At 68.4% G+C, this 19,879-nt stretch carries 17 protein-coding genes and 2 pseudogenes; 13 read left to right on the plus strand and 6 right to left on the minus strand.

Features of this window, described 5'->3' with window-relative positions; genetic code table 11:
* Window positions 1-28: 28 nt before the first annotated feature.
* The 3 genes from AB0I15_RS58330 to AB0I15_RS58340 form a co-directional block, all read right to left on the minus strand.
* Window positions 29-160, minus strand: coding sequence for a SapB/AmfS family lanthipeptide (locus tag AB0I15_RS58330; protein WP_103955008.1), 132 nt, complete (start codon window positions 158-160; stop codon window positions 29-31).
* Entirely contained in the window at window positions 132-2,693 is a 2,562-nt protein-coding gene (lanKC, locus tag AB0I15_RS58335) for a class III lanthionine synthetase LanKC (RefSeq protein ID WP_358117483.1), read from the minus strand. The genes AB0I15_RS58330 and lanKC overlap by 29 nt, the downstream gene beginning before the upstream one ends.
* Before the next feature lie 135 nt (window positions 2,694-2,828).
* The gene (locus AB0I15_RS58340) at window positions 2,829-3,926 is read right to left on the minus strand and encodes a histidine kinase (RefSeq protein WP_358117485.1); all 1,098 of its coding nucleotides are present in this window, start codon (window positions 3,924-3,926) and stop codon (window positions 2,829-2,831) included.
* A 464-nt stretch (window positions 3,927-4,390) separates the two neighbouring features.
* Between AB0I15_RS58340 and AB0I15_RS58345 the strand changes: the two genes are divergently transcribed.
* The 3 genes from AB0I15_RS58345 to AB0I15_RS58355 all read left to right on the plus strand — a co-directional run bounded on the left by AB0I15_RS58345 (window position 4,391) and on the right by AB0I15_RS58355 (window position 7,824).
* Complete coding sequence (locus AB0I15_RS58345) at window positions 4,391-5,359, plus strand: aldo/keto reductase (protein ID WP_358117488.1); 969 nt, start codon at window positions 4,391-4,393, stop codon at window positions 5,357-5,359.
* A 259-nt stretch (window positions 5,360-5,618) separates the two neighbouring features.
* Entirely contained in the window at window positions 5,619-7,298 is a 1,680-nt protein-coding gene (polX, locus tag AB0I15_RS58350; RefSeq protein ID WP_358117491.1) for a DNA polymerase/3'-5' exonuclease PolX, read from the plus strand.
* Window positions 7,299-7,599: 301 nt separating this feature from the next.
* A complete protein-coding gene (locus tag AB0I15_RS58355; RefSeq protein ID WP_358117494.1) occupies window positions 7,600-7,824 on the plus strand; it encodes a hypothetical protein in 225 nt (74 codons plus the stop codon).
* 353 nt (window positions 7,825-8,177) lie between these two features.
* Here AB0I15_RS58355 and AB0I15_RS58360 read toward each other — a convergent pair whose 3' ends face one another.
* A complete protein-coding gene (locus tag AB0I15_RS58360) occupies window positions 8,178-8,609 on the minus strand; it encodes a hypothetical protein (protein ID WP_358117497.1) in 432 nt (143 codons plus the stop codon).
* 223 nt (window positions 8,610-8,832) lie between these two features.
* Between AB0I15_RS58360 and AB0I15_RS58365 the strand changes: the two are divergent.
* The 4 genes and pseudogenes from AB0I15_RS58365 to AB0I15_RS58380 all read left to right on the plus strand — a co-directional run bounded on the left by AB0I15_RS58365 (window position 8,833) and on the right by AB0I15_RS58380 (window position 13,429).
* Window positions 8,833-10,087, plus strand: a pseudogene (locus tag AB0I15_RS58365) (IS256 family transposase).
* Between the two features lie 238 nt (window positions 10,088-10,325).
* Entirely contained in the window at window positions 10,326-11,270 is a 945-nt protein-coding gene (locus tag AB0I15_RS58370; RefSeq protein ID WP_358117500.1) for a C45 family peptidase, read from the plus strand.
* A gap of 497 nt (window positions 11,271-11,767) precedes the next feature.
* A complete protein-coding gene (locus AB0I15_RS58375) occupies window positions 11,768-12,346 on the plus strand; it encodes a hypothetical protein (protein ID WP_358117502.1) in 579 nt (192 codons plus the stop codon).
* Between the two features lie 345 nt (window positions 12,347-12,691).
* Window positions 12,692-13,429: a hypothetical protein gene (locus AB0I15_RS58380; RefSeq protein WP_358117505.1), complete on the plus strand. Its 738-nt coding sequence runs from the start codon at window positions 12,692-12,694 to the stop codon at window positions 13,427-13,429.
* Between the two features lie 27 nt (window positions 13,430-13,456).
* Here the strand turns inward: AB0I15_RS58380 and AB0I15_RS58385 are convergent, their stop codons facing one another.
* Both AB0I15_RS58385 and sigJ read right to left on the minus strand, forming a co-directional pair.
* A complete protein-coding gene (locus AB0I15_RS58385) occupies window positions 13,457-14,602 on the minus strand; it encodes an NAD(P)H-binding protein (RefSeq protein ID WP_358117508.1) in 1,146 nt (381 codons plus the stop codon).
* A gap of 198 nt (window positions 14,603-14,800) precedes the next feature.
* Window positions 14,801-15,736 (minus strand): RNA polymerase sigma factor SigJ, encoded by a 936-nt coding sequence (sigJ, locus tag AB0I15_RS58390; RefSeq protein ID WP_358117510.1) that lies wholly within the window; start codon window positions 15,734-15,736, stop codon window positions 14,801-14,803.
* A gap of 172 nt (window positions 15,737-15,908) precedes the next feature.
* On the opposite strand from sigJ, the gene AB0I15_RS58395 reads away from it, so the two are divergent.
* From AB0I15_RS58395 to AB0I15_RS58420, 6 genes and pseudogenes are all read left to right on the plus strand, one after another.
* Entirely contained in the window at window positions 15,909-16,454 is a 546-nt protein-coding gene (locus AB0I15_RS58395) for a YceI family protein (RefSeq protein ID WP_358117513.1), read from the plus strand.
* Between the two features lie 786 nt (window positions 16,455-17,240).
* Window positions 17,241-17,570, plus strand: coding sequence for a PadR family transcriptional regulator (locus tag AB0I15_RS58400; protein WP_358117516.1), 330 nt, complete (start codon window positions 17,241-17,243; stop codon window positions 17,568-17,570).
* 2 nt (window positions 17,571-17,572) lie between these two features.
* Complete coding sequence (locus AB0I15_RS58405; RefSeq protein WP_358117518.1) at window positions 17,573-17,995, plus strand: DUF1048 domain-containing protein; 423 nt, start codon at window positions 17,573-17,575, stop codon at window positions 17,993-17,995.
* Entirely contained in the window at window positions 17,995-18,792 is a 798-nt protein-coding gene (locus AB0I15_RS58410) for an ATP-binding cassette domain-containing protein (protein ID WP_358117521.1), read from the plus strand. The genes AB0I15_RS58405 and AB0I15_RS58410 overlap by 1 nt, the downstream gene beginning before the upstream one ends.
* 45 nt (window positions 18,793-18,837) lie before the next feature.
* Window positions 18,838-19,599 carry an ABC transporter permease gene (locus AB0I15_RS58415; protein WP_358117523.1) on the plus strand — a complete coding sequence of 254 codons (762 nt, stop codon included), beginning with the start codon at window positions 18,838-18,840 and terminating at the stop codon, window positions 19,597-19,599.
* Between the two features lie 98 nt (window positions 19,600-19,697).
* A pseudogene (locus AB0I15_RS58420) lies at window positions 19,698-19,879 on the plus strand (cytochrome P450); the annotation flags it as partial.

The raw sequence follows: 19,879 nt of genomic DNA on the forward strand, positions 1-19,879 counted from the left end.
GACGACGCGGGGACTGAAATCACACGTGTCAGTGGCAAAGAGCGACACTGAGGTTGCTGGGCTTGCCGGAGTGGCATGAGAGAACGGTGAGCGTGCTGCCTCCGCTGGCCACGTCGCTGGCCGCGGGAGCCTCAAGACCCTGCAGGTCGAGAAGTACCATGTTGTACACCTCCTTCCACGGTCTCGTCGGTGGCAGGCCGCCCGGGGGCGGCCTCAAGGAACGGCAGTCGGCAGGGCTGGTCGCCCAGCACCGCACTGAGGGCGAAGAGCACGCCCGCCGTTCCGGTCGCGAAATCCATGGAGAGGCGCAGGAGCTGGTCGCCGGGGAACGCCAGGCCCCCGCCGTACGGCAGCGCGTGCCACCTCAGTCCCTTCACCAGGCCGGGCTCGTCGCCGCCGAAGGCCGCGACCATGCCGGCGCGCCCGGTGAACAGCCCCGACTGCACGAAGAACCCCGAGCGCCCGGCCAGCCGCAGCTCGGCCAGCGCCGTCGCGAACGCCTCGTCGTGCCGGTGCCGCAGGTAACGCTCCAGCACCAGCGCGATGCCCGCCGACCCCTCGTCGAGGTACGGCAGCAGCCGCCAGCCCTGGTTGACCTGCAGCGAGCCGTCCTCGGAGTGCCGGCAGCGCCTCAGGTCCTGCCGCAGCGCGGTGGCCGCCAGGTCGAGCAGCGCCTTGTCGCCGGTGTGCTCGAAGGCGCGCAGGAAGAGCAGCGCGGAGCCTGACGAGCCGTACATCAGCCCGGCCCGTGGATGGACGCCGCCGCTGAGCTCGGAGACCTCTCCGCCCAGCCGGTCGGCGCAGATGTCCGCCGCGCGCAGGGCCAGGTCGGTGCGGCCGAAGTGGAGCAGGTTCAGCCCGATGCCGGACAGGCCGGAGAACAGCGCCGTCTCCAGGGCGTCCCACTTCTCGCGCAGGCAGATGTCGATCAGATCGTGGGCGTCCTGGTCGTGTCCGAGCAGGCCGAGCACGTACGCGATGCCGTGCAGGCCGTCGTACAGGCCGAGGCCCGACCCCTGAGCGGGGCGCAGCGCCCGCGCGCGCAGCCAGCGCTCGTATTCGGGGTAGGGCCCCAGCCCCGCGCCGGCGAGGGCGAAGAGCACGCCGGCTGCGCCGTACGCCAGGTTGAGGCCGCCGCCGGGCTGGAACTGGGCCACGTCACCGGGGAAGAGCCGGTCGTCCCGTTCGGGGGTGGCGGTGGCCACGATGGCCCGGCCGATGGCCTCGCGGAGCTCCGGCCAGTCCGCCGTGCCCGGCAGGGGCACCTCGGTCGCCTGGCCCGATGCGCCGGCGATGGTCGTGACGGCCGCGTCGACCAGGTCTTCCGGGACGGGGAACGTCTCCTTGACGATCTCCCCGAGGTGCCGCACCTTCGCGCGGTGCAGCGGCAGCATGATCGTGCACTGCGGCGCGAACAGGCCCAGGCGCAGGCACGCCAGCGCGTACCGGTCGATGTCCACGCCCTGCCTGTCCGCGGGAGGCGCGAAGGCGGGATGGGCGAGCGCGGCGCGCGCCCGGTCGCCGGCGAGCGTGGCGACCTCGTAGTCGATGAGGGCCACCCGGCCGTCGTCGGCCAGCAGGATGTTGTCCGGGTGCAGGTCGCCGAAGACGACGCCGCGCTCGTGCAGCGAGCCGATCGCCGCCGCGACGGTCTCCAGCGTCTCGACCGCCCAGGCGGTGTAGTCGGCCAGGTCCTGCTCGGTGCAGGTGGCGCGGGTCAGCGGGTAGCGCTGCACGAGCCGCCGCTGGAGCGGCGTGCCGTCCACGAACTCCTGCACGAGGAAGTGGTGCTCGCCGAGCGTGAAGTAGTCGTGCAGCTCGGGCGAGGCGGGCAGGCCGGCCAGCCGTTCGAGGATGTCGCGCTCGTGCTCGATGCGGGCGACGGCGTCGCGTCCCGCCGCGTCGAGCCCGGCGTGCGGCCTGGCCTCCTTGAGCACCACCCGCTCCCCCGTCCGGCTGTCGCGGCCCAGGTAGACGCCGCCGCCGTTGGAGAAGTGCAGGACGCTCTCGATCTCGTACGGCAGCCCGCCCATCGTCACCGCGTTGCGGGCGGCGAGCTGCGGCTCCAGGAACGCGGGCAGCGTCGTCCACGGCGGCACCGAGAACGTGGCGCCCCGCACGTCCGGCACGAGCGCGCCGGTGCCGTCCTCGATGGCCAGCACGCGCTCGCCGGAGGCGGACAGGCAGCGGCGCTCGGCGAAGCCGCCGTACCTGACGAACAGGGGGCCCTCGTTGTAGCGCAGGTCACTGAGGATGTACGGGCCCCGGACGTCGCGCAGAAGCTCGTCGAGCTCCTTCAGCACGAGCTCGAGCTGGGCCTCGTCCCGCGGGTAAATGGTGACCAGCTTGCCGCTGGAGGCGCGGGAGGCCGCCTTGGAGTTCACCATGACGAGCACCGGAAGGCCGCGCAGGAACTTGAAGGCGATGCCGCGCGGAAGACAGTAATCCCATACGGCGGCAATCGCCTTTTCCGCGTCTTCCACCCGGGCGGACACATGAATTTTCCAGCCCTGCGCGGGAAGCGGTTCCTCGCTGTCGGGGGCGAAATAACTCCAGGTGTCGGTCAAGGCCGTCGACCAGCCGGTCGGCAGAGGTGTGCGCAGAATGGCGAAGTCGGCGTCCGCGGCCGTGCTGTGCTCGAGAGTGTCGTAGAAACACGGATCCACAAGGCAATACAGCTCGTACTTGTCCATCTGGGCCGAACCTCCAAGGCGTTGTGCTATGAACTCTGCCGCGCCGGAGGCCGTGCCACTAGTCACATACCGCACGGACCGTACATGGTTATTTAATTTTCGTTCGTGCAGATCTCACAATGGTTCGGGTGACATTTATTTCTTTCGTGGGACGTACACGCTGAAGGTGAATTGGCCGGTCCTCGACGAGGTCGCCTCCAGCCATCCGCCCAGGCTGGAGACGCGTTCGGCCAGGTTCAGCAGGCCCTGGCCGGCGTCGCCGGGGCGGCGCGGGGGGCGTACGCCGTCGTTCCTGATCGTCAGGCGGACCATGTGCTCGCGCTCGACCAGGTGGATGGAGCACTGGCGGGCCTCGGCGTGCCGCAGGACGTTCGTGACGCCCTCGCGCAGGGCGTGCGTCAGTGCCTCCTCCACGTTTTCCGGCAGGTCACGGCAGGAGACGCGGATCTGGCAGCGGACGCGTACCGACTCGAGGAGCGAGCGCGCCGAGCCGAGCTCCGGCGCCAGGGAGGAGCTGCGCAGGCCGTGGGCCACGGCCCGCACGTCCGCGGACAGGTCGCGCAGCAGGTCGAGCGTGGTCGTCACCTCGTCGGCCGCCTTCTCGTCCCCCTCGGCGACCAGCCGCTCGATGAGCTGCGCCTTCAACACCAGCACCGTGAGCCGGTGGCCGACCAGGTCGTGCAGGTCCCGGGTGAAGCGCCGGCGCTCGAGCGCGACGGCCTTGCGCATGACTTCGGTACGGGCCTCGGTGAGCTCGCGGGTCCGCCTGGCCAGCGTCACCACCGCGAACTCGGCCGCGCCGACCAGCGGGCTGAGGATCGCCCACAGCGGATGGATCATCGACGGCTCTGGCGCGGCCAGCACCACCGGCCCGCAGGCCAGCGCCAGCAGCGCCAGCACGACGGAGCGGATCCGGCCCGCCGTCACCAGCAGCGCCCCGGCCAGCAGCCCGCACATCGGGGTCCACGCCGCCCCGAAGATCGTCAGCGGCAGGTACGTCAGCCACGCCTGCACGGCCACGATCCACCACGCCCCCGCGCGCCGCTTCGGCACCTCCGTGATGAACTTGACGTGCAGCGACAGCAGGACGAGCAGCGTGGCAGTCCCCTCGATCACCAATCCGGACCCGGCCAGTCCGACCACGACCGGCACCGCGATCCCGACGATCCCCGCCGCCAGGCCGAGACCGCCCACCCACAAGGCGGATGAGGAGTCTTCGAGTTTGGCGCGCACCCGAGACACCAGTCCACGGCGTGTCTCTTCCACCTCACCCCCGGTATGCGTCAGACCAACGGGCTCCCCGCGTCGCCAGAGCTCCTGCCGTTTTGCAACGTTCCTCTAATCGACCCGATCACCTCCATCCGTGTAAAGGTCGTTTCCGCTTTTGGACAGGCATGACTCCCCGTCGGCGTGGGGGGTTAACCATGGCATCCGGGAGATTGTGAGGACAGTCCGGGCGGTCGGTCGCGAGTGAACCTCATCACACTCGTTCCGCTGAGGTGCGGTGGCGCATTTCCGGCCAGGACCAGAATCAATAAGGCGGCGACCGGTTCCGGCGCGGCGCGGCGCGACGCATTCCTGCCGCCTTTCCCGGGTACGCAGGAGCGGCTCTCCGGGAATTGACGCCGGCATTCCGCGGCCGCCGCACACCTCCGTCCGCACTTGGCCGGTGCCGGGCGGCCCATAAGCTGAGCGGCATGGATTACACACGACTTGGTAACACCGGCTTGAAGGTGTCACGCGTCTGCCTCGGCATGATGAGCTACGGCGACCCCGCCAGGCAGGATTGGGCGCTGCCGCTGAAGACGGCCGAGCCCATCATCCGCAGGGCCGCCGACGCGGGCGTGACGTTCTTCGACACCGCCGACGTCTACAGCAGGGGCGAGAGCGAGGTCGTGACCGGCGACGCGCTGCGCGCCATCTTCCCCCGGCGTGAGGACTACGTGCTGGCCACCAAGGTCTATTTCCCCATGGGCAAGGGGGTCAACGACCGCGGCCTGTCGCGCAAGCACATCCACTCCGCCATTGACGCCTCGCTGACCCGGCTCGGCACCGACTACGTGGACCTTTACCAGATCCACCGCTGGGACGACGAGACGCCCATCGAGGAGACCATGGAGGCGCTGCACGACGTGGTCAGGGCGGGCAAGGTGCGCTACATCGGGGCCTCCAGCATGTGGGCCTGGCAGTTCGCCAAGGCGCAACACGTGGCCGAGGCCAACGGGTGGACCAGGTTCGTCTCGATGCAGAACCACTACAACCTCCTCTACCGGGAGGAGGAGCGCGAGATGCTGCCGCTCTGCGCCGACCAGGGGGTGGGCGTGATCCCGTGGAGCCCGCTGGCGCGCGGGGTGCTGGCCAGGGCGGGCACGGCCGCCACGACCACCAGGGCCGGGTCCGACGAGCGGATCGACCACCTGTACGACCCCGAGAACGACAAGATCATCCTCGACCGGGTGGCGCAGGTGGCCGCGGACCGCGACCTGCCGGCCGCCCAGGTCGCGCTGGCCTGGCTGCTCCACCAGCCGACGGTCACCGCGCCGATCGTGGGGGCCACGAAGGACCGGCACGTGGACGACGCGGTGGCGGCCGTTTCGGTGCGGCTGTCGGAGGAGGAGCTGGCTACGCTGGAGGCTCCGTACCGGTCTCGGGAGGTACGTTTCTGAGAGCCCACCCCTGAGACGCGCGTCGGGGACCTTCCTGCAGAGACCCACCTTGTGGGGACCCACCCTTCTGGGACCCACCTCTCCATCCCTGGGACCCGGCTCCCAGGGATCGCTTTCCAGGGCCTGCGCTGGGCCTTTCCTAGCATTCCCGGCATTACGGAGCGTTCCAGCCTGTCTCGGAGCGTCCCCGTGGGGACGACTGGATGGGACGACCGGATGGGACGGCCGGATTGTCAGGGCCAGACCCTAAGGTATTCGCATGCGGGCAAATGAGGAGGCGGCGGCGGCGCTGCAGGAATACGCGGAGCTGTTCGCGCTCTGCGGCGGCGACGCCTTCCGGGTGCGGAGCTACCAGAAGGCGGCCAAGGCGATCGCCGGGTTCCCCGAGGACATCTCGGTCGTCGACGTGCGCGGCGTCCCCGGCGTGGGCGAGGCGATCGCCAAGAAGATGGAGGAGTTCCTGCAGCGCGGGAGCTTCCGCCAGCTCGACGACCTGCGGGGGCGGGTGCCGGAGGGCGTGCGCAGGCTGACCAAGGTGCCGTCGCTGGGCCCCAAGACGGCGATCATGCTGTTCGAGGACTTCGGCATCGACTCCCCCGTGGCGCTGAGCGAGGCGATCACCTCCGGCCGCCTCGACGACGTCAAGGGCCTCGGCCCCAAGACCCTGGCCAACCTGCTCAAGGGCATCGAGCAGCTCGAGCAGTCGGGCCGCCGCGTGCACATCGGCGTCGCCATGTCCCTGGCCGAGCAGGTGATGGGGTCGCTGCGGGCCGAGCGGATCGCGTACGCGGGGTCGCTGCGTCGCATGAAGGACACGATCGGCGACATCGACATCCTGGCGGTGGCGCCCGAGTCCATCATGGAGGACTTCCGCGCCCAGCCCTACGTGGCGGAGGTCATCGCCGCGGGCGACAAGAAGACCTCGATCCGCACCACGTCCGGCATCCAGGTGGACCTGCGCGTGGTGCCGGCCGGGTCGTGGGGCGCGGCGATGCAATACTTCACCGGCTCCAAGGAGCACAACGTCGCCATCAGGGAGATGGCGGTGAAGAAGGGCTGGAAGCTGTCCGAATACGGGCTGTTCGAGGGCGAGCGGGTGATCGCCGCCGAGTCCGAGGAGGACATCTACGCGGCGCTCGGCATGCAGTTCGTACCTCCGCCCATGCGCGAGGACGGCGGGGAGGTCAAGGCGGCGCTGCGCGGCGAACTGCCCGCGCTCGTGGAGCTGTCCGACCTCAAGGGCGACCTGCACACGCACACCAACCTGACCGACGGGATCGCCTCACTCGAGGACATGGTGGCCGCCGGCCAAGCCCGCGGCTACGCCTACTACGCGATCACCGACCACGCCCCCGACCTGGCGATGCAGCGCATGACGCTCGACAAGGCCCTGGAGCAGCGCGAGCAGGTGGCCAAGCTCCAAGGCAGATATCCCGGCATGCGCCTGCTGCACGGCACCGAGCTCAACATCGCCCCCGACGGGTCGGTCGACTGGCCCGGGGAGATCCTGCGGGAGTTCGACGTGTGCGTGGCGTCGGTGCACTCGCACTTCGGGATGTCACAGGACGAGATGACCCGCCGCTTCATCACGGCCTGCGAAAACCCCTACGTCGACATCATCGGCCACCCGACCACCCGCAAGATCGGCAAACGCGACCCCGTGGACGCCGACTGGGACGCCGTCTTCCGCGCGGCCGCCCGCACGGGCACCGCCATGGAGATCGACTCCTTCCCCGACCGCTCGGACCTGCCGTCAGACCTGGTCAGGCTGGCCAAGCACCACGGGGTCAAGTTCTCGATCGACAGCGACTCGCACGCCATCCCCCACCTGGCCAACCAGCGCTTCGGGGTGGGGATCGCGCAACGCGCCTGGCTGACGACCGACGACGTCATCAACACCTGGCCCCTCGACCGCCTCCTGACCTTCCTGGGCCGCTGACCTGCCCACCCACCCCAGCGCTGCAGCCAGCCACGCCGGCCCCAGAGACCTTTGTGGTCACCGCCCATGAGCCGCCGCACCCAGTGCTCGGGACCACGACCTCTGGAGGCACAGGTGGCACGGACGGGGTGGGTGGAGGGCGGCGGTTCGGCTCGCGCATCACGCTTCTCACCTGGGCCCGACCGAAGCAGGACCGCCTTGTCGCTTTCGACGACGTAGCGGCAGGTTGGGGAGTGCGTGCCGTGGCGGCCTGGACGGCGGGAGCGACCAGCTCGGTGGCGACTAGCCGAGTGGCGGTGTCGTGAGTGGCAATGTGTCGAGTGGCGGCAAGCCAAGTGGTGGCGAGCTGAGTGGTGGCGAGCTGAACTGCAGCCGGCTGAGCAGCGGTGAGCTGGGCCGCAGCAGGTCGAGCTCCAACGAGCCGAACCGCAACAAACTGGACTGCATTGGGCTGAGCGGCGACGAACCGAGGAGCGACGGGCTGGGCCGCAGCGGACCCCGCGACGAGCTGGGAGTGACGGCCTGAGAGGCGGCGGGCCGGGCGACGAGCCGAGTAGTGACGGCCCGGGAGTTGCGGACCGGGAGGTGGCTGGCCGAGCGGCAGCCCGGGAACTGCGGACCGGGAACTGCGGGCCGGGAGGCGGCAACCCGGGGAGCGGCAGCCCGGGAGACAGCGGGCCGGGAGACAGCGGGCTGGGCGGACCCCGGGGGGATGGCGGTGATGGCGAGCGCAGCGGTGAGGACGCTGGTTGTGACTCCCAACCATCACGTCACCGGTGGTCAGGGCGTCGGACATCGGACCGGACGGCCCGCGCTGAGGCCGTCCGGTCCGATGGACCTGTATGGACGGTCAGGAGGACCACGTGATCACGATCCCGCTCACCGATGGTCGAGTGCCCTGACAAGCGCCGGTGTTGATCCCATAACTCGCGGTCCACCCGCGCGGCACGTGCTGCCACAGGAGGACCGATTGATCACGACTCCGTTCGGCGATTGTCCGGTGGCCTGACAGGCACTGGTGTTGATCCCGTAACTCGCGGTCCAGCCGGGCGGCACGTTCTGCCACACGCACATCACGAGCGTGCTCCCGATCGGGAGGTTGTCCACGCGGGTGATTCTCTTGTAGTTGTAGTTGGGGTCGAGCGGCCCCGATCCGCACGAGGGATTGTGAGTCCAGGCGGTGATCGTCCAGCCCGCTGGGGTGGGGGTGTATCCGCAGACGAACTGCTCCTCAGCCGCCGCGGCGGATGCGGGAGAGGATGCCATGAGCGCTGCGAGCGCTGTGGCCAACGCGACGAGGATGGTGCGCATGGGGCTCCTCCGGTGAAATCGCCTTCGCGATCAAGGGGGTTCGCGACGGTGCCGACATGACCTCGAACCGGCTCATCCGGGCTCGTCGCTGACCTGGCGCGGGAGCAATGCTCAAGATCTGTGGATCGGCCTCGGGTTGGGACGTGAAAGGGCGTACCTTCCCGAGTGACCGATAGGTCACCGAGTAGACCGATGTTGCGCCGTCAGTTGGGAAGGTACGCCCATGCTCAGCGTAGTCAACGAGGACGGCACGACGGAGTCCGGTTCCCTGATCGACGAGATCGTCCGCGAGGGAGCCCCGGCGGATGCTCGCTGCCGCGCTGGAGGCGGAAGTCGACCAGTACATAGCCGAGTTGGCGGCTGAGCGGGACGAGCGCGGGCACCGCCTGGTGGTTCGCAACGGCCACCACCGGCCCCGCGCTGTCGTCACCGCGGCAGGGCCCGTGGAGGTCACTGCGCCTCGGGTGAACGACCGGCGCGTCGACGAAGCCACCGGCGAGCGCAAGCGGTTCTCCTCCAGGATCCTGGCCCCGTGGTGCCACAAGTCTCCGAAGATATCCGAAGTGCTTCCCCTGCTTTACCTGCATGGACTGTCCTCGGGGGACTTCGTGCCCGCGCTGGAGCAGTTCCTCGGCGGCTCGGCCGGCCTGTCGTCGGCGTCCGTGACCCGGCTGACGAAGCAGTGGCAGGACGACCACACCGTCTTCCAGCAGCGCGACCTCAAGGACCGCGACTTCGTCTATGTGTGGGCCGACGGCGTGCACCCCAAGGTCCGGCTCGGACAGGCCCACTCGTGCGTGCTGGTCCTGCTCGGAGTGCGGCTGGACGGCACCAAGGAGCTGATCGCTCTCGCGGAGGGACTGCGGGAGTCCACCGAGTCATGGGCCGACCTGCTACGCGACTGCCGCCGACGCGGCATGCGCGACCCCGAGCTGGTGGTCGGCGACGGCGCGATGGGTCTATGGAAGGCCCTGGCCGCAGTGTTCCCCGCCGCCCGTCATCAAGGTGCTGGGTCCACAAGGCCCGAAATATCACGAACGCCCTTCCGAAGTCCGCGCAGCCGGGCGCGACGAAGGCCATGCAGGAGATCTACAACGCCGAGGACCGCACGCACGCCGAGAAGGCCATCGAGGCGTTCGCGAAAACCTACGGCACGAAGTGGCCCAAGGCTGCCGCGAAAATCACCGACGACCGGGACGAGCTGCTCGCCTTCTACGACTTCCCGGCCGAGCACTGGGTCCACTTGCGGACCACGAACCCCATCGAGTCCGCATTCGATCACGGTCAAGCTGCGGACCAAGGTCACCCGCGGGGCCGGCAGCCCGGCCGCCGCCCTCGCCATGGTATTCAAGCTGGTCGAGTCCGCCCAGGAACGCTGGCGCGCGATCACCGGCGCCTCGCTCGTCGCCCTGGTCCGCTCCGGGGCCAAGTTCGAGAACGGCTTCCTGGTCGAGCGCGACGAGACCGTCGTAGCCTGATCACACGTCACCGAACCACAGCGATTGACAATTGCTCTCGCCGCGCGCGCCAGCCTTCTTGGCTCCCGGCTTTTCCAACGCGGGACATGTTCGCCTACTTGGAATCGGCCACGCTCGCGTTCAGCGGCTTCATCAGATCCAGCGCCTGGCCGTCGCCGATGGCGGCCACCTGGTGAATGCTTGCCCAATTAGCTAGGTTGTCCTCACCTCGTCCGATTCTCACAGGGGAGTGGCAGGCGTGCGGCAACAGCACAAGACCTTCCAGGCGATCGAGGTCGGCGACGGCGGCGACGGGCGGTGGGCCGCCTACGCCCGGGCCCTGTGGCAGGAGATGGAGGGCCTGCTGACCGAGGAGGGCCGGACTCCGGAGGGCGCGGATCGTGTTCGGGCGCTGTTCCGTGCGCACATGCCGGAACTGGTCCCGGTTCTGGACCGCCTGGCCGGCCAACTCGATCGGCCCGAGGCGGAAGTCTTCCTCACCCACGCGGCACTGCGGCCGTTCTCCCAGGCCTGCACCCAGATCGGCCAGAACGGCACTCTGCTGCGCAACTATGACCTACGGCCCGATCAGTGCGAGGGGACCATCGTCTCCTCCTGCTTCCTGCGCCCCGTGATCGGGATGCAGGACATGCTGTGGGGCTTGCAGGACGGGATGAACGACGCCGGTCTCGCGATCTCGCTCACCTGGGGCGGACGTTCCGCCTACGGACGCGGCTTCGCCATTCTCATCCTCGTGCGCTACCTGCTGGAGACGTGCGACACCGTCGATGAGGCGGTCGACAGGCTGCGGTCCCTGCCGGTCGCCGTCCCCCAGAACCTCACCCTTGTCGATCCCAAGAAGGCGATGACGGTGTTCGTGGGACCGGATATGCCGCCGACGGTGGCACCGGACGCCTGCGCCGCCAATCACCAGCACCTGCCGGTGACCGACGAGCAGGAGCGGGCCATGCGGACGCAGGAGCGGCTGCGAGCCATCCGCGCCGCGGGTACGGACGTGGCGGCAATGCTGAAGCCGCCGCTGTATCGATCCGTCGACGAGCAGGGGTCGAGAACGCTCTACACCGCCCACTACCGGCCCGCCGAGGGCCTTGTGACGTACTACTGGCCCGGTGAGTCCTGGCAACAGTCCTTCGGCGACTACACACCCGGAACCCGCACCGTGACCTTGGGCCGGGCCAGCTGAGAGGCTTTCCGGACTCCTGCTCACCCCCTGCTTGAAGATCTTGCAAGAACGTGATTTCACCCGCCGCCGACGGGCCCTCCCTCGGCTGGCCCTGCCACGGCCGCACGGTGGACCGGCAGGGGCTCGGCACCGCTCCAAGGGTCGGACGAGCGCCCCGCCCGATACACCCCGACAAGGCGTCTCTCGCCACGTGGTCACCAATCCACAGGTCTTGACAATTGCTCTGGCGCGGTGCAATCAGCTTCATGGGAGCCGATGGACGTGTCAATGAGGAAATCCCACCCTGTTTCTGCAGGTGGAAGGTACTGACCTGACGGCAGTTAACGTGATCCTCTAGTAGAGGCCGCAGACCATGACCCTCGATCATCTGGCATGTACGAATGCGGATCTTCTGATCTTCGACTGCGACGGCAATACACCATCGTCACGTTCCGAGTCCAAATGCTTCCACCAGGTAATCGTCGAGTCGCCTGAGACCACCTGTCCGAAGGGACGTCGTGTCGCAGTCGCCGTCGCTGCTCGACCAGATCACCACACGTCTGATCGCCCAAGCCGAGCACACCAGCCGGCTACGCACCCAGCGGGCCGAGGCCGAAGACGACCTGGACCTGCTCCGCGTCGCCGAGCAGGTGGTCAAGCACATCCTCACCGAGCACATCCAGGAAGCTCCCGGTCTGAGCGTGCCAGCCACGCAGGAACCCGAGCTGCTGCTGGCGTTCGAGGCCGCACCCGCTAAACGGACGGCCCAATTGCTGCCCGGTGGCCGGTTGATCCCCAATCGGCACAAGGTCGCCGACACCGACGGTGCCGCTGGTGCCGCGCCACCCGCCGACTATCAGGCACTGGTGGCAGCGGTATGCGCTGCTGATGCCGCGATGTCGTGCAAGACGATCTGCCGTCCGCTGCGGCTGTCGGTCGAGCCGGGCCAGGTGGAAGGACTCCGGACCAAGCTGAACCGGCCGGCCGCGCGGGCTGGCCACGCAAGAGTCCCCGCGGCGCGTTCCTACCACCCGCGTGATCATCTGTCCTGTCCACCCCGTGCCCCTGAGCCCTGCCCTGAGCCCCGTCACCCCTGACCGGCACGCCATCATCCACCGGGAGACACCGTCTCGGCGGCGTGCCCCCGGCAGGGTCGTAGCAGTGTGTGAACACAACAACACCCACCGCCGGAAACGCGCCGTCTGCCGGCTACTCACCACCCCGGCCACCACGCAGAACGGGGCGGCCATCATCAACCCAGAGAATGACGAACCCTGGGCGGATGTGCGGCGCCGAAGTCTACGAAAGAGTGTTCCCGCCAGCCCTTTCACCGCACCACACCACCAACCCCTCACCACCAAGCGCTACCTCTCACCTCTCACCTCTCACCTCTCACCTCTCACCTCTCACCTCTCACCTCTCACCTGAGGAGAACTCAGAACATGGACCCGGCGCCCAAGAGATCACGCAAGCGATGGGCACGCATTTTCGCCGTGCTGGTGGCCCTGCTGGTCGCCGCCATCGCCGGTGTCGCCTGGGCCTATCCCTCCGTGGCCGCCACCACCTGCCCTGCCTGCTACGGCCTGACCGAACTCCAGGACGGCGTCTACACCGAAGACAACCTGTCGGATCAGCAAGAGTCGCAGGTCAAGCAGATCGTCGAGCAAGCCCGCCAGCTCCTCGAAAGCTTCTACGGCTCCCGTACCAGCTCGCCCATCCTCCTGATCTGCCTGACGGATTCCTGCTACAACCGCATCGGCGGCGGCAAGGAGCGCGGCGTAGCAGTACTCAACCGCGCCGTCATGCTGTCCCCAAGAGGTATCAACGCAGTGATCGCCTCCCACGAGATGTCCCACGTCGAGTTGCACACCCGCCTGACCTCGGACCTGGAAATCCCACAGTGGTTCGACGAGGGCCTGGCCGTCGTAGCCTCCAACGACCCCCGCTACCTGGCCCCGGAATCCTCAGCCGACCGCTGCCTGGTCCCCCCGACAGCCCCGTTACCGGTAACGCTGGAGCAGTGGCTGAGCGCGGCAAGCAAGGACGCCAACACCTACGCCAAAGCCGCCTGCCAGGTAAGCCGCTGGCTCCATGACAACCAAGGCCGCACCGGCCTTATGTCCTTGATCGACCGCCTCAACGCCGGCGCCCCTTTCACCTCAATCGTGCCGCTCACCTAAACCGCACGCCCCCACCAGCCATCCACATCAACAGTCGCGCTCTCGCACCCGAGCTTGAGGGCTTGCCCAGGCCGCAGCAGGCCGAGCACGGGCGCGCTGACCTTGGCGTACGTTCGCATGTTCTGGATGTTCTGGATGTTCCGGATGTCCTGGTGGCAGACCTGATACCGGCCGTTGCCCGTCCGGGTGGCGTCCGACTGGTGGGAGACGCGGGCGTAGATGGACTGGTGACATCCGGGTGGTCGTAGACGCTGGCGTAGATGAAATGGTCGCGGTCGGTGACCGGGCTCTGGTCGATGAGGCCGATGCCACCATCAGGCCGGAGCCACCGTTAAGCCGGAGCCAAGGTGGTGAATGCCGTCGCGTGGTGGGCGGCCCATTGGGCGTAGGTGAAGCCGGTCGCCCGGTGACGTCCTCGACCGTCGGCAGTACCTGTGCGGTCTTGCCCTCCCTCTCGGAGAGTTCGTCGAGAAGGGCGTCGGCTGCCGGTGCGGGCGCTCCGTGGCGGAGCATCTGCTCCCGGAAACGCTCTCGCGGCTGCTCCTCGAACCGCAACGGCCGCCCGATGGTCTCCGCGATGATCCGTACGCGGTCGATCTGGGTCAGCGGCTGCGGTCCGGTGAGGAGGTACGCCTCGCCGACGCGATGGTCAAGAAGGGCTCGGACGGCGACGGCGGCGATGTCGCGCGGGTCGACCGGGGCCACTGCGGCGTTGCCGTGGGCTCCACGGACGACCCCGCCGTTGATGATCTGGTGGGCCCAGGCGAGGTCGTTGGTCATGAACGCGTCGGGGCGCACGTGGGTCCACGGCAATCCGGATGCGGCGATGGCTCGTTCGACCCGCAGATGCAGTTCGCCGATCCACCCCGGCGTGGGATACGTGACGGCCGCTGACGACAGCAGTACGACATGCTGCAGGTCGGCTTGCCGTGCCGCTTCGAGGAATCCGTCGACCGCGTCGAAGACGGGGAACAGGAATGCCCGGTCGACGCCTGACAGCGCCGTCGGCAGGGTCTCCGGGCGGGTCAGGTCGCCTGGCATGACCTCGACCTGGTCTGGGAAGGTACGGCCGCCGGGGTCACGGGTGATGACGCGTACCTTCTCGCCCGCGTCGAGCAGTTGCTGGACGACGTTGGCGCCGACATTTCCTGCGCCACCGGTTACCAGGATCACCGTTGATCTCTCCTTCTTTGTATGGGCCGGCTGCCAGCGGATGGGGCCTGCCGGCCGATGATCGGCCGCAGGGATTCGGGGTTTGGCCGTGCCGGGTAAGCGGCACGCGTCAACCTGTCGTCCGAGGCCGGAGCTTGTCAGGGTTCCGTACGCCCCAGATGTGCCTGCCCCGGTCGCCTGCGACCTCGAACGCACGTGTCAGCCCGTCGTCCACGGCCGGAGCTTGTCGGGGTTTCGTATCCCCCAGATGTGCTTGATCCGGTCGCCGGTGATCTCGAACGCCATCACTGCCACGATGGCGTCGTCCAGTCGCAGCACCAGGCCGGGCTGGCCGTTGACCGTGCGCTCCAGGATCGTCAGATCGGGTGACAGGCCGGTGACGTCGACGCAGTAGCGGGCGACCTGCTCGCTGCCTTCGATCGGTTGGAGCGCGGCGCTGACGAGGCCGCCGCCGTCACCGATCGCCGTGGCGTCGGGGTCCAGGAGGGCGATGAGGGCGTTGATGTCCTTGGCCTCCCAGGCCTGCTTGAAGTCCCTGACGATGCCGGCCTGCCGGGCCGCCGGGGTGGCGGGCGCTTGGGCGTCGCGGATGCGGCGGCGGGCGGAGGAGGCGAGCTGGCGGCAGGCCGCCGGGCTCCGGCCGACGATCTCGGCGACTTCGGCGAAGGGGTAGCGGAAGACGTCGTGCAGGATGAACGCCACGCGCTCGGCCGGTGTCATCGACTCGAGTACGACGAGGAAGGCCATGTTGACCGACTCGTCCAGGGTGACCCGGTCGGCCGGGTCGGACGTGGCGCTGCCCGGCCGCCCGCTGATCCACTCCGTACGTTCGGGCAGCGGCTCCGGGATCCATTCGCCCACATAGCTCTCCCGCCGAGCCCGCGCCGAGCCGAGCAGGTCGAGGCAGATGCGGCCGGCGACCTTCGTCAGCCAGGCGGCGGGGGACTCGATGGCCTCCTGCTGCTGCCGCGACATGGCGTACCAGCGGGTGTAGGTCTCCTGTACGACGTCCTCGGCCTCGGCCAGGGAACCGAGAAGCCGGTAGGCGAGATTGATGAGCTGCCGCCGCTCGCTCAGGATCGCGCTCAGGCTCGGATCGAGCCGGTCGTGTCCTGGCTCGGATGGGGTGTTCATGGTGTCGCCGACTTCCTTCTGTCCCTTGGGCTTCACTCGTTCGACGAAACGACACCGCGGAATGTGAGGCCGGCGCGGTGCCTCACATTCCGCGGAGGTGTCTCGTCGAACGAGTGAGACGAAAAACGCCGTCCCGCGAACAGGAAATCCCAGCGCCTCCAGGAGCCCATGCATGACGACCACGGCCAGACTCAGCGAACTGACCGGCGACTACGTTCTCGACACAGCCCGTACGCGGATCGGCTTCGTCGCCCGGCACACGATGGCCACCAGGGTGCGTGGGTGGTTCGACGCGTTCGAGGGCAGCGCTCACCTGGACGGCGACGACCCGTCGAAGTCGAGTGCCCGGCTCACGATCCAGGCGAAGAGCATCCAGACCCGCAACCAGCAGCGCGATGACCAGCTACGCAGCATGTTCCTGGACGTGGACGCCCACGCGACCATCACCTTCACCGCGACCGGGGTGGAGCAGGCCGGCCGGACCACCTTCAAGGTCAGCGGTGACCTGACCATCCGCGGCGTGACCAAGCCGGTCACCGTGGATTTCGAGCTGACCGGCGCCGAGAACGACTCGCGGGGCCGCCTCCGGGTCGGCTTCCGGGGCGGAGTCACGATCAACCGCAAGGACTGGGCTGTGAATTGGAACGCCGTGACCGGGGTCCTGGTCAGCGAGAAGGTGACGCTGGAGCTCGACATCGCCGCGATCCGGCAGCTCTGACAGGCAGGTCTGATCGGCAGCTCTGACAGGTCGGCTTCTCCCGCTCCGGCTCACCGCCAGGGATCGCAGCAGCGGCCTGGCGGCAAGCCGGAACGGGCCGAGGGGGTGCCGCCCCCGGGGGATGCCGCCCCGGGGGAATGCCGCCCGGGGGTGTGCTGCGGGGGTGCTGCCCCCCGGGGGTGTGCTGCGGGGGTGCTGCCCCCCGGGGGTGTGCTGCGGGGGTGCTGCCCCCCGGGGGTGTGCTGTCGGGGGTGCCGGAGTGGAGTGCCGCGGGGAGGTGGGCTGCGGGGGGGGGGTGTGCTGCGGGGGGTGTGCTGCGGGGGTGCCGGAGTGGAGTGCCGCGGGGGGGTGGGCTGCGGGGGGTGTGGGCTGCGGGGGGGGGTGGGCTGCGGGGGGGTGCCGCGTCGAGGACGCTGTAGCAGGTGGGGGGTGCCGCTGTCTCAGTACACCCAAGCAGGTGGGCGATGCCGGTGGCCCAGTACGCCCAAGCAGGTGGGCGGTGCCCGTACGCCCATTCGATGGTGCCGGTTTGGCACGGATGAGGGCCATGCCGCGTCCATGACGGCGCAGCCGGCGCGTGAATTCTCCGGCGGGCCGACGCAGCCCGCCTTCCCTCAGCGGCGCAGTCGCCCACGAGAAGCGATCAGCTCGCCCACACCTGCACCCGCATCCACACTCACTCCCGCACGCTTGCGGCCCCAGCTATTCAGCATTGCTATGTACCGGTAGTCAGTGTTACGTTGTACCGGTAGTCAGCAACACCAAGTAGCTGAAGGGGGTGCTCCCATGGGCAAGCAAGTGACAGAGATGCTCAAGGGAACGCTGGAGGGCATCGTCCTCGCGATCCTGTCCGGCCGGCCCGCGTACGGCTACGAGATCACGGCGTGGCTACGGGACCAGGGTTTCTCCGACATCGCCGAAGGCACCATCTACGCGCTGCTCATCAGGATCGAGCAACGCGGCCTCGTCGACGTGGAGAAGGTCCCGTCCGAGAAGGGACCACCGCGCAAGGTGTACTCCCTGAACGCCGAGGGACGCGCCTACCTCGAAGAGTTCTGGAGGACCTGGAGCTTCCTCTCCGAACGGCTCGAACAGCTCCGCGAAGGAGGCAACTAAACATGGACACCGGGTCGAACGAGCCGAAGAGCCGCTACCGGCACTACCTGGAGGTGGTCACCGGGCCGCTCGAGGACAAGAAGCGCTGGCGGCAGTACAAGGCGCGGGTCAAGAACCTTCCAGAGAACTACCGCACGGCGGTCGAAGCGCTGGAGCGCTACCTGATGCACTTCGGGCCGGGCGACGGCGCCGACGCGGCGTCGATGTTCGAGGACATCGCCGATCTGTTCGAACGAAGCGCGGCGGACGGCACCCCGATCCGCGACATCTTCGGGCAGAACCCCGTGGAGTTCGTCGAAGCGTTCATACAGAACTACTCCGCAGGAAGCTACATCCGCCGCGAGCGCGAACGCTTCACCAACGCCATCACCCGCGCCGCCGGCGAAGACACCGACGACAGCGGCAACGAGGACAGGACGGTCTGATGACGACACAGCAAGCCCCGGCGATCCAGGTGCAGGGCCTGGAGAAGTCGTACAAGGAGCTTCAGGTGCTGCGCGGCGTGGACTTCGACGTGGCCCGGGGCAGCATCTTCGCCCTGCTCGGCTCCAACGGGGCGGGCAAGACCACGGTGGTGAAGATCCTGTCCACGCTGCTCAAGGCCGACACGGGGACCGCCCGCGTCCACGGCTTCGACGTCGCCACCCAGGCCGCCGACGTACGCGAGTCCATCAGCCTCACCGGGCAGTTCGCGGCGGTCGACGAGATCCTCAGCGGGCGGGAGAACCTCGTGCTGGTCGCCCGGCTACGCCACCTGAAGAACCCGGGCAAGATCGCCGACGACCTGCTCGCGCGTTTCTCGCTCACCGACGCCGGCGGGCGCAAGGCGTCCACGTACTCCGGCGGCATGCGCCGCCGCCTCGACATCGCGATGAGCCTCATCGGCGATCCGCCGGTCATCTTCCTCGACGAGCCGACGACCGGGCTCGACCCCCAGGCGCGCATCGAGGTGTGGCAGGCCATCAAGGAGCTCGCCCGCCGGGGCACGACCGTGCTGCTCACCACCCAGTATCTGGACGAGGCCGAACACCTCGCCGACCGGATCGCGATCCTGCACCAGGGCCGGATCATCGTCAACGGCACCCTGACCGAGCTCAAGCAACTGCTGCCGCCCGCCAAGGTCGAATACGTCGAGAAGCAACCGACCCTCGAGGACGTCTTCCTCACCCTCGTCGGCACCGACGGCGCCGCCCAAAAACCGCATACCGCCACGAACAACTAGTCGCCCAAAAACCGCATGCCGGCACGAACAACTAAAGGAACCACGATGACCAAGCATTTCGTCGGCGACACCGCCACCCTGTTAGGACGATCCCTGCGCCACATCGCGCGCAGCCCCGACACCATCATCACGACCGCGATCATGCCGATCGCCATGATGCTGATGTTCGTCTACGTGTTCGGCGGCGCGATCAACGTGGGAGGAGCCTCGTATGTGAACTACATGCTGCCCGGCATCCTGCTCATCACGGTCGCCTCCGGCATCGCCTACACCGCGTTCCGGCTGTTCATGGACATGAAGGGCGGCATCTTCGAGCGCTTCCAGTCCATGCCGATCGCCCGCTCGTCCGTGCTGTGGGCACACGTGCTGACTTCGCTGATCGCCAATCTGATCTCGCTCGTGGTCGTCGTGCTCGTCGCCCTGCTCATGGGCTTCCGCTCACCGGCGGGCGTGTCGGCTTGGCTCTCGGTCGCCGGCATCCTGATCCTGTTCACCCTGGCGCTGACCTGGATCGCCGTCATCCCCGGCCTGACCGCCACCACCATGGAAGGCGCGAGCGCGTTCTCCTACCCGCTCATCTTCCTGCCGTTCCTCAGCTCGGCGTTCGTGCCCACCGACACCATGCCCGGCCCGCTGCGCGCCTTCGCCGAGCACCAGCCGGTCACCTCGATCGTCAACGCCATCCGCGACCTGTTCACCGAGCAACCGGTCGGCACCGACATCTGGATCGCCCTCGGCTGGTGTGTCGGTATCCTCGCCGTCGCCTACGCCTTCGCCATGAACGCCTACCGCCGCAAGATCTCCTAGGCGCCCTCGATCCGGCCGCCCGCCGCGCTCCCTCTTCTGAATTTCACGTAGCACGAGAATCATGTTCAACACGTAATATCGCGAGAGTAGGAACAGTCATGGGTGAATCCCTTCACACCGTCACGACGATGCCGACGGCTCGTCGGCCCGGCTGCCCGTTCGACCCGCCCAAGGAGCTGATCGAAGCCCGCGAGCACAGCCCGATCAGCCGTCTTCCCTTCCCCGACGGGCACCAGGGCTGGCTGGTCACCGGCTACGACCTGGCCCGGTCGATCCTGGC

It is taken from the genome of Nonomuraea sp. NPDC050643, from assembly GCF_040654715.1.
Taxonomy (GTDB): domain Bacteria; phylum Actinomycetota; class Actinomycetes; order Streptosporangiales; family Streptosporangiaceae; genus Nonomuraea.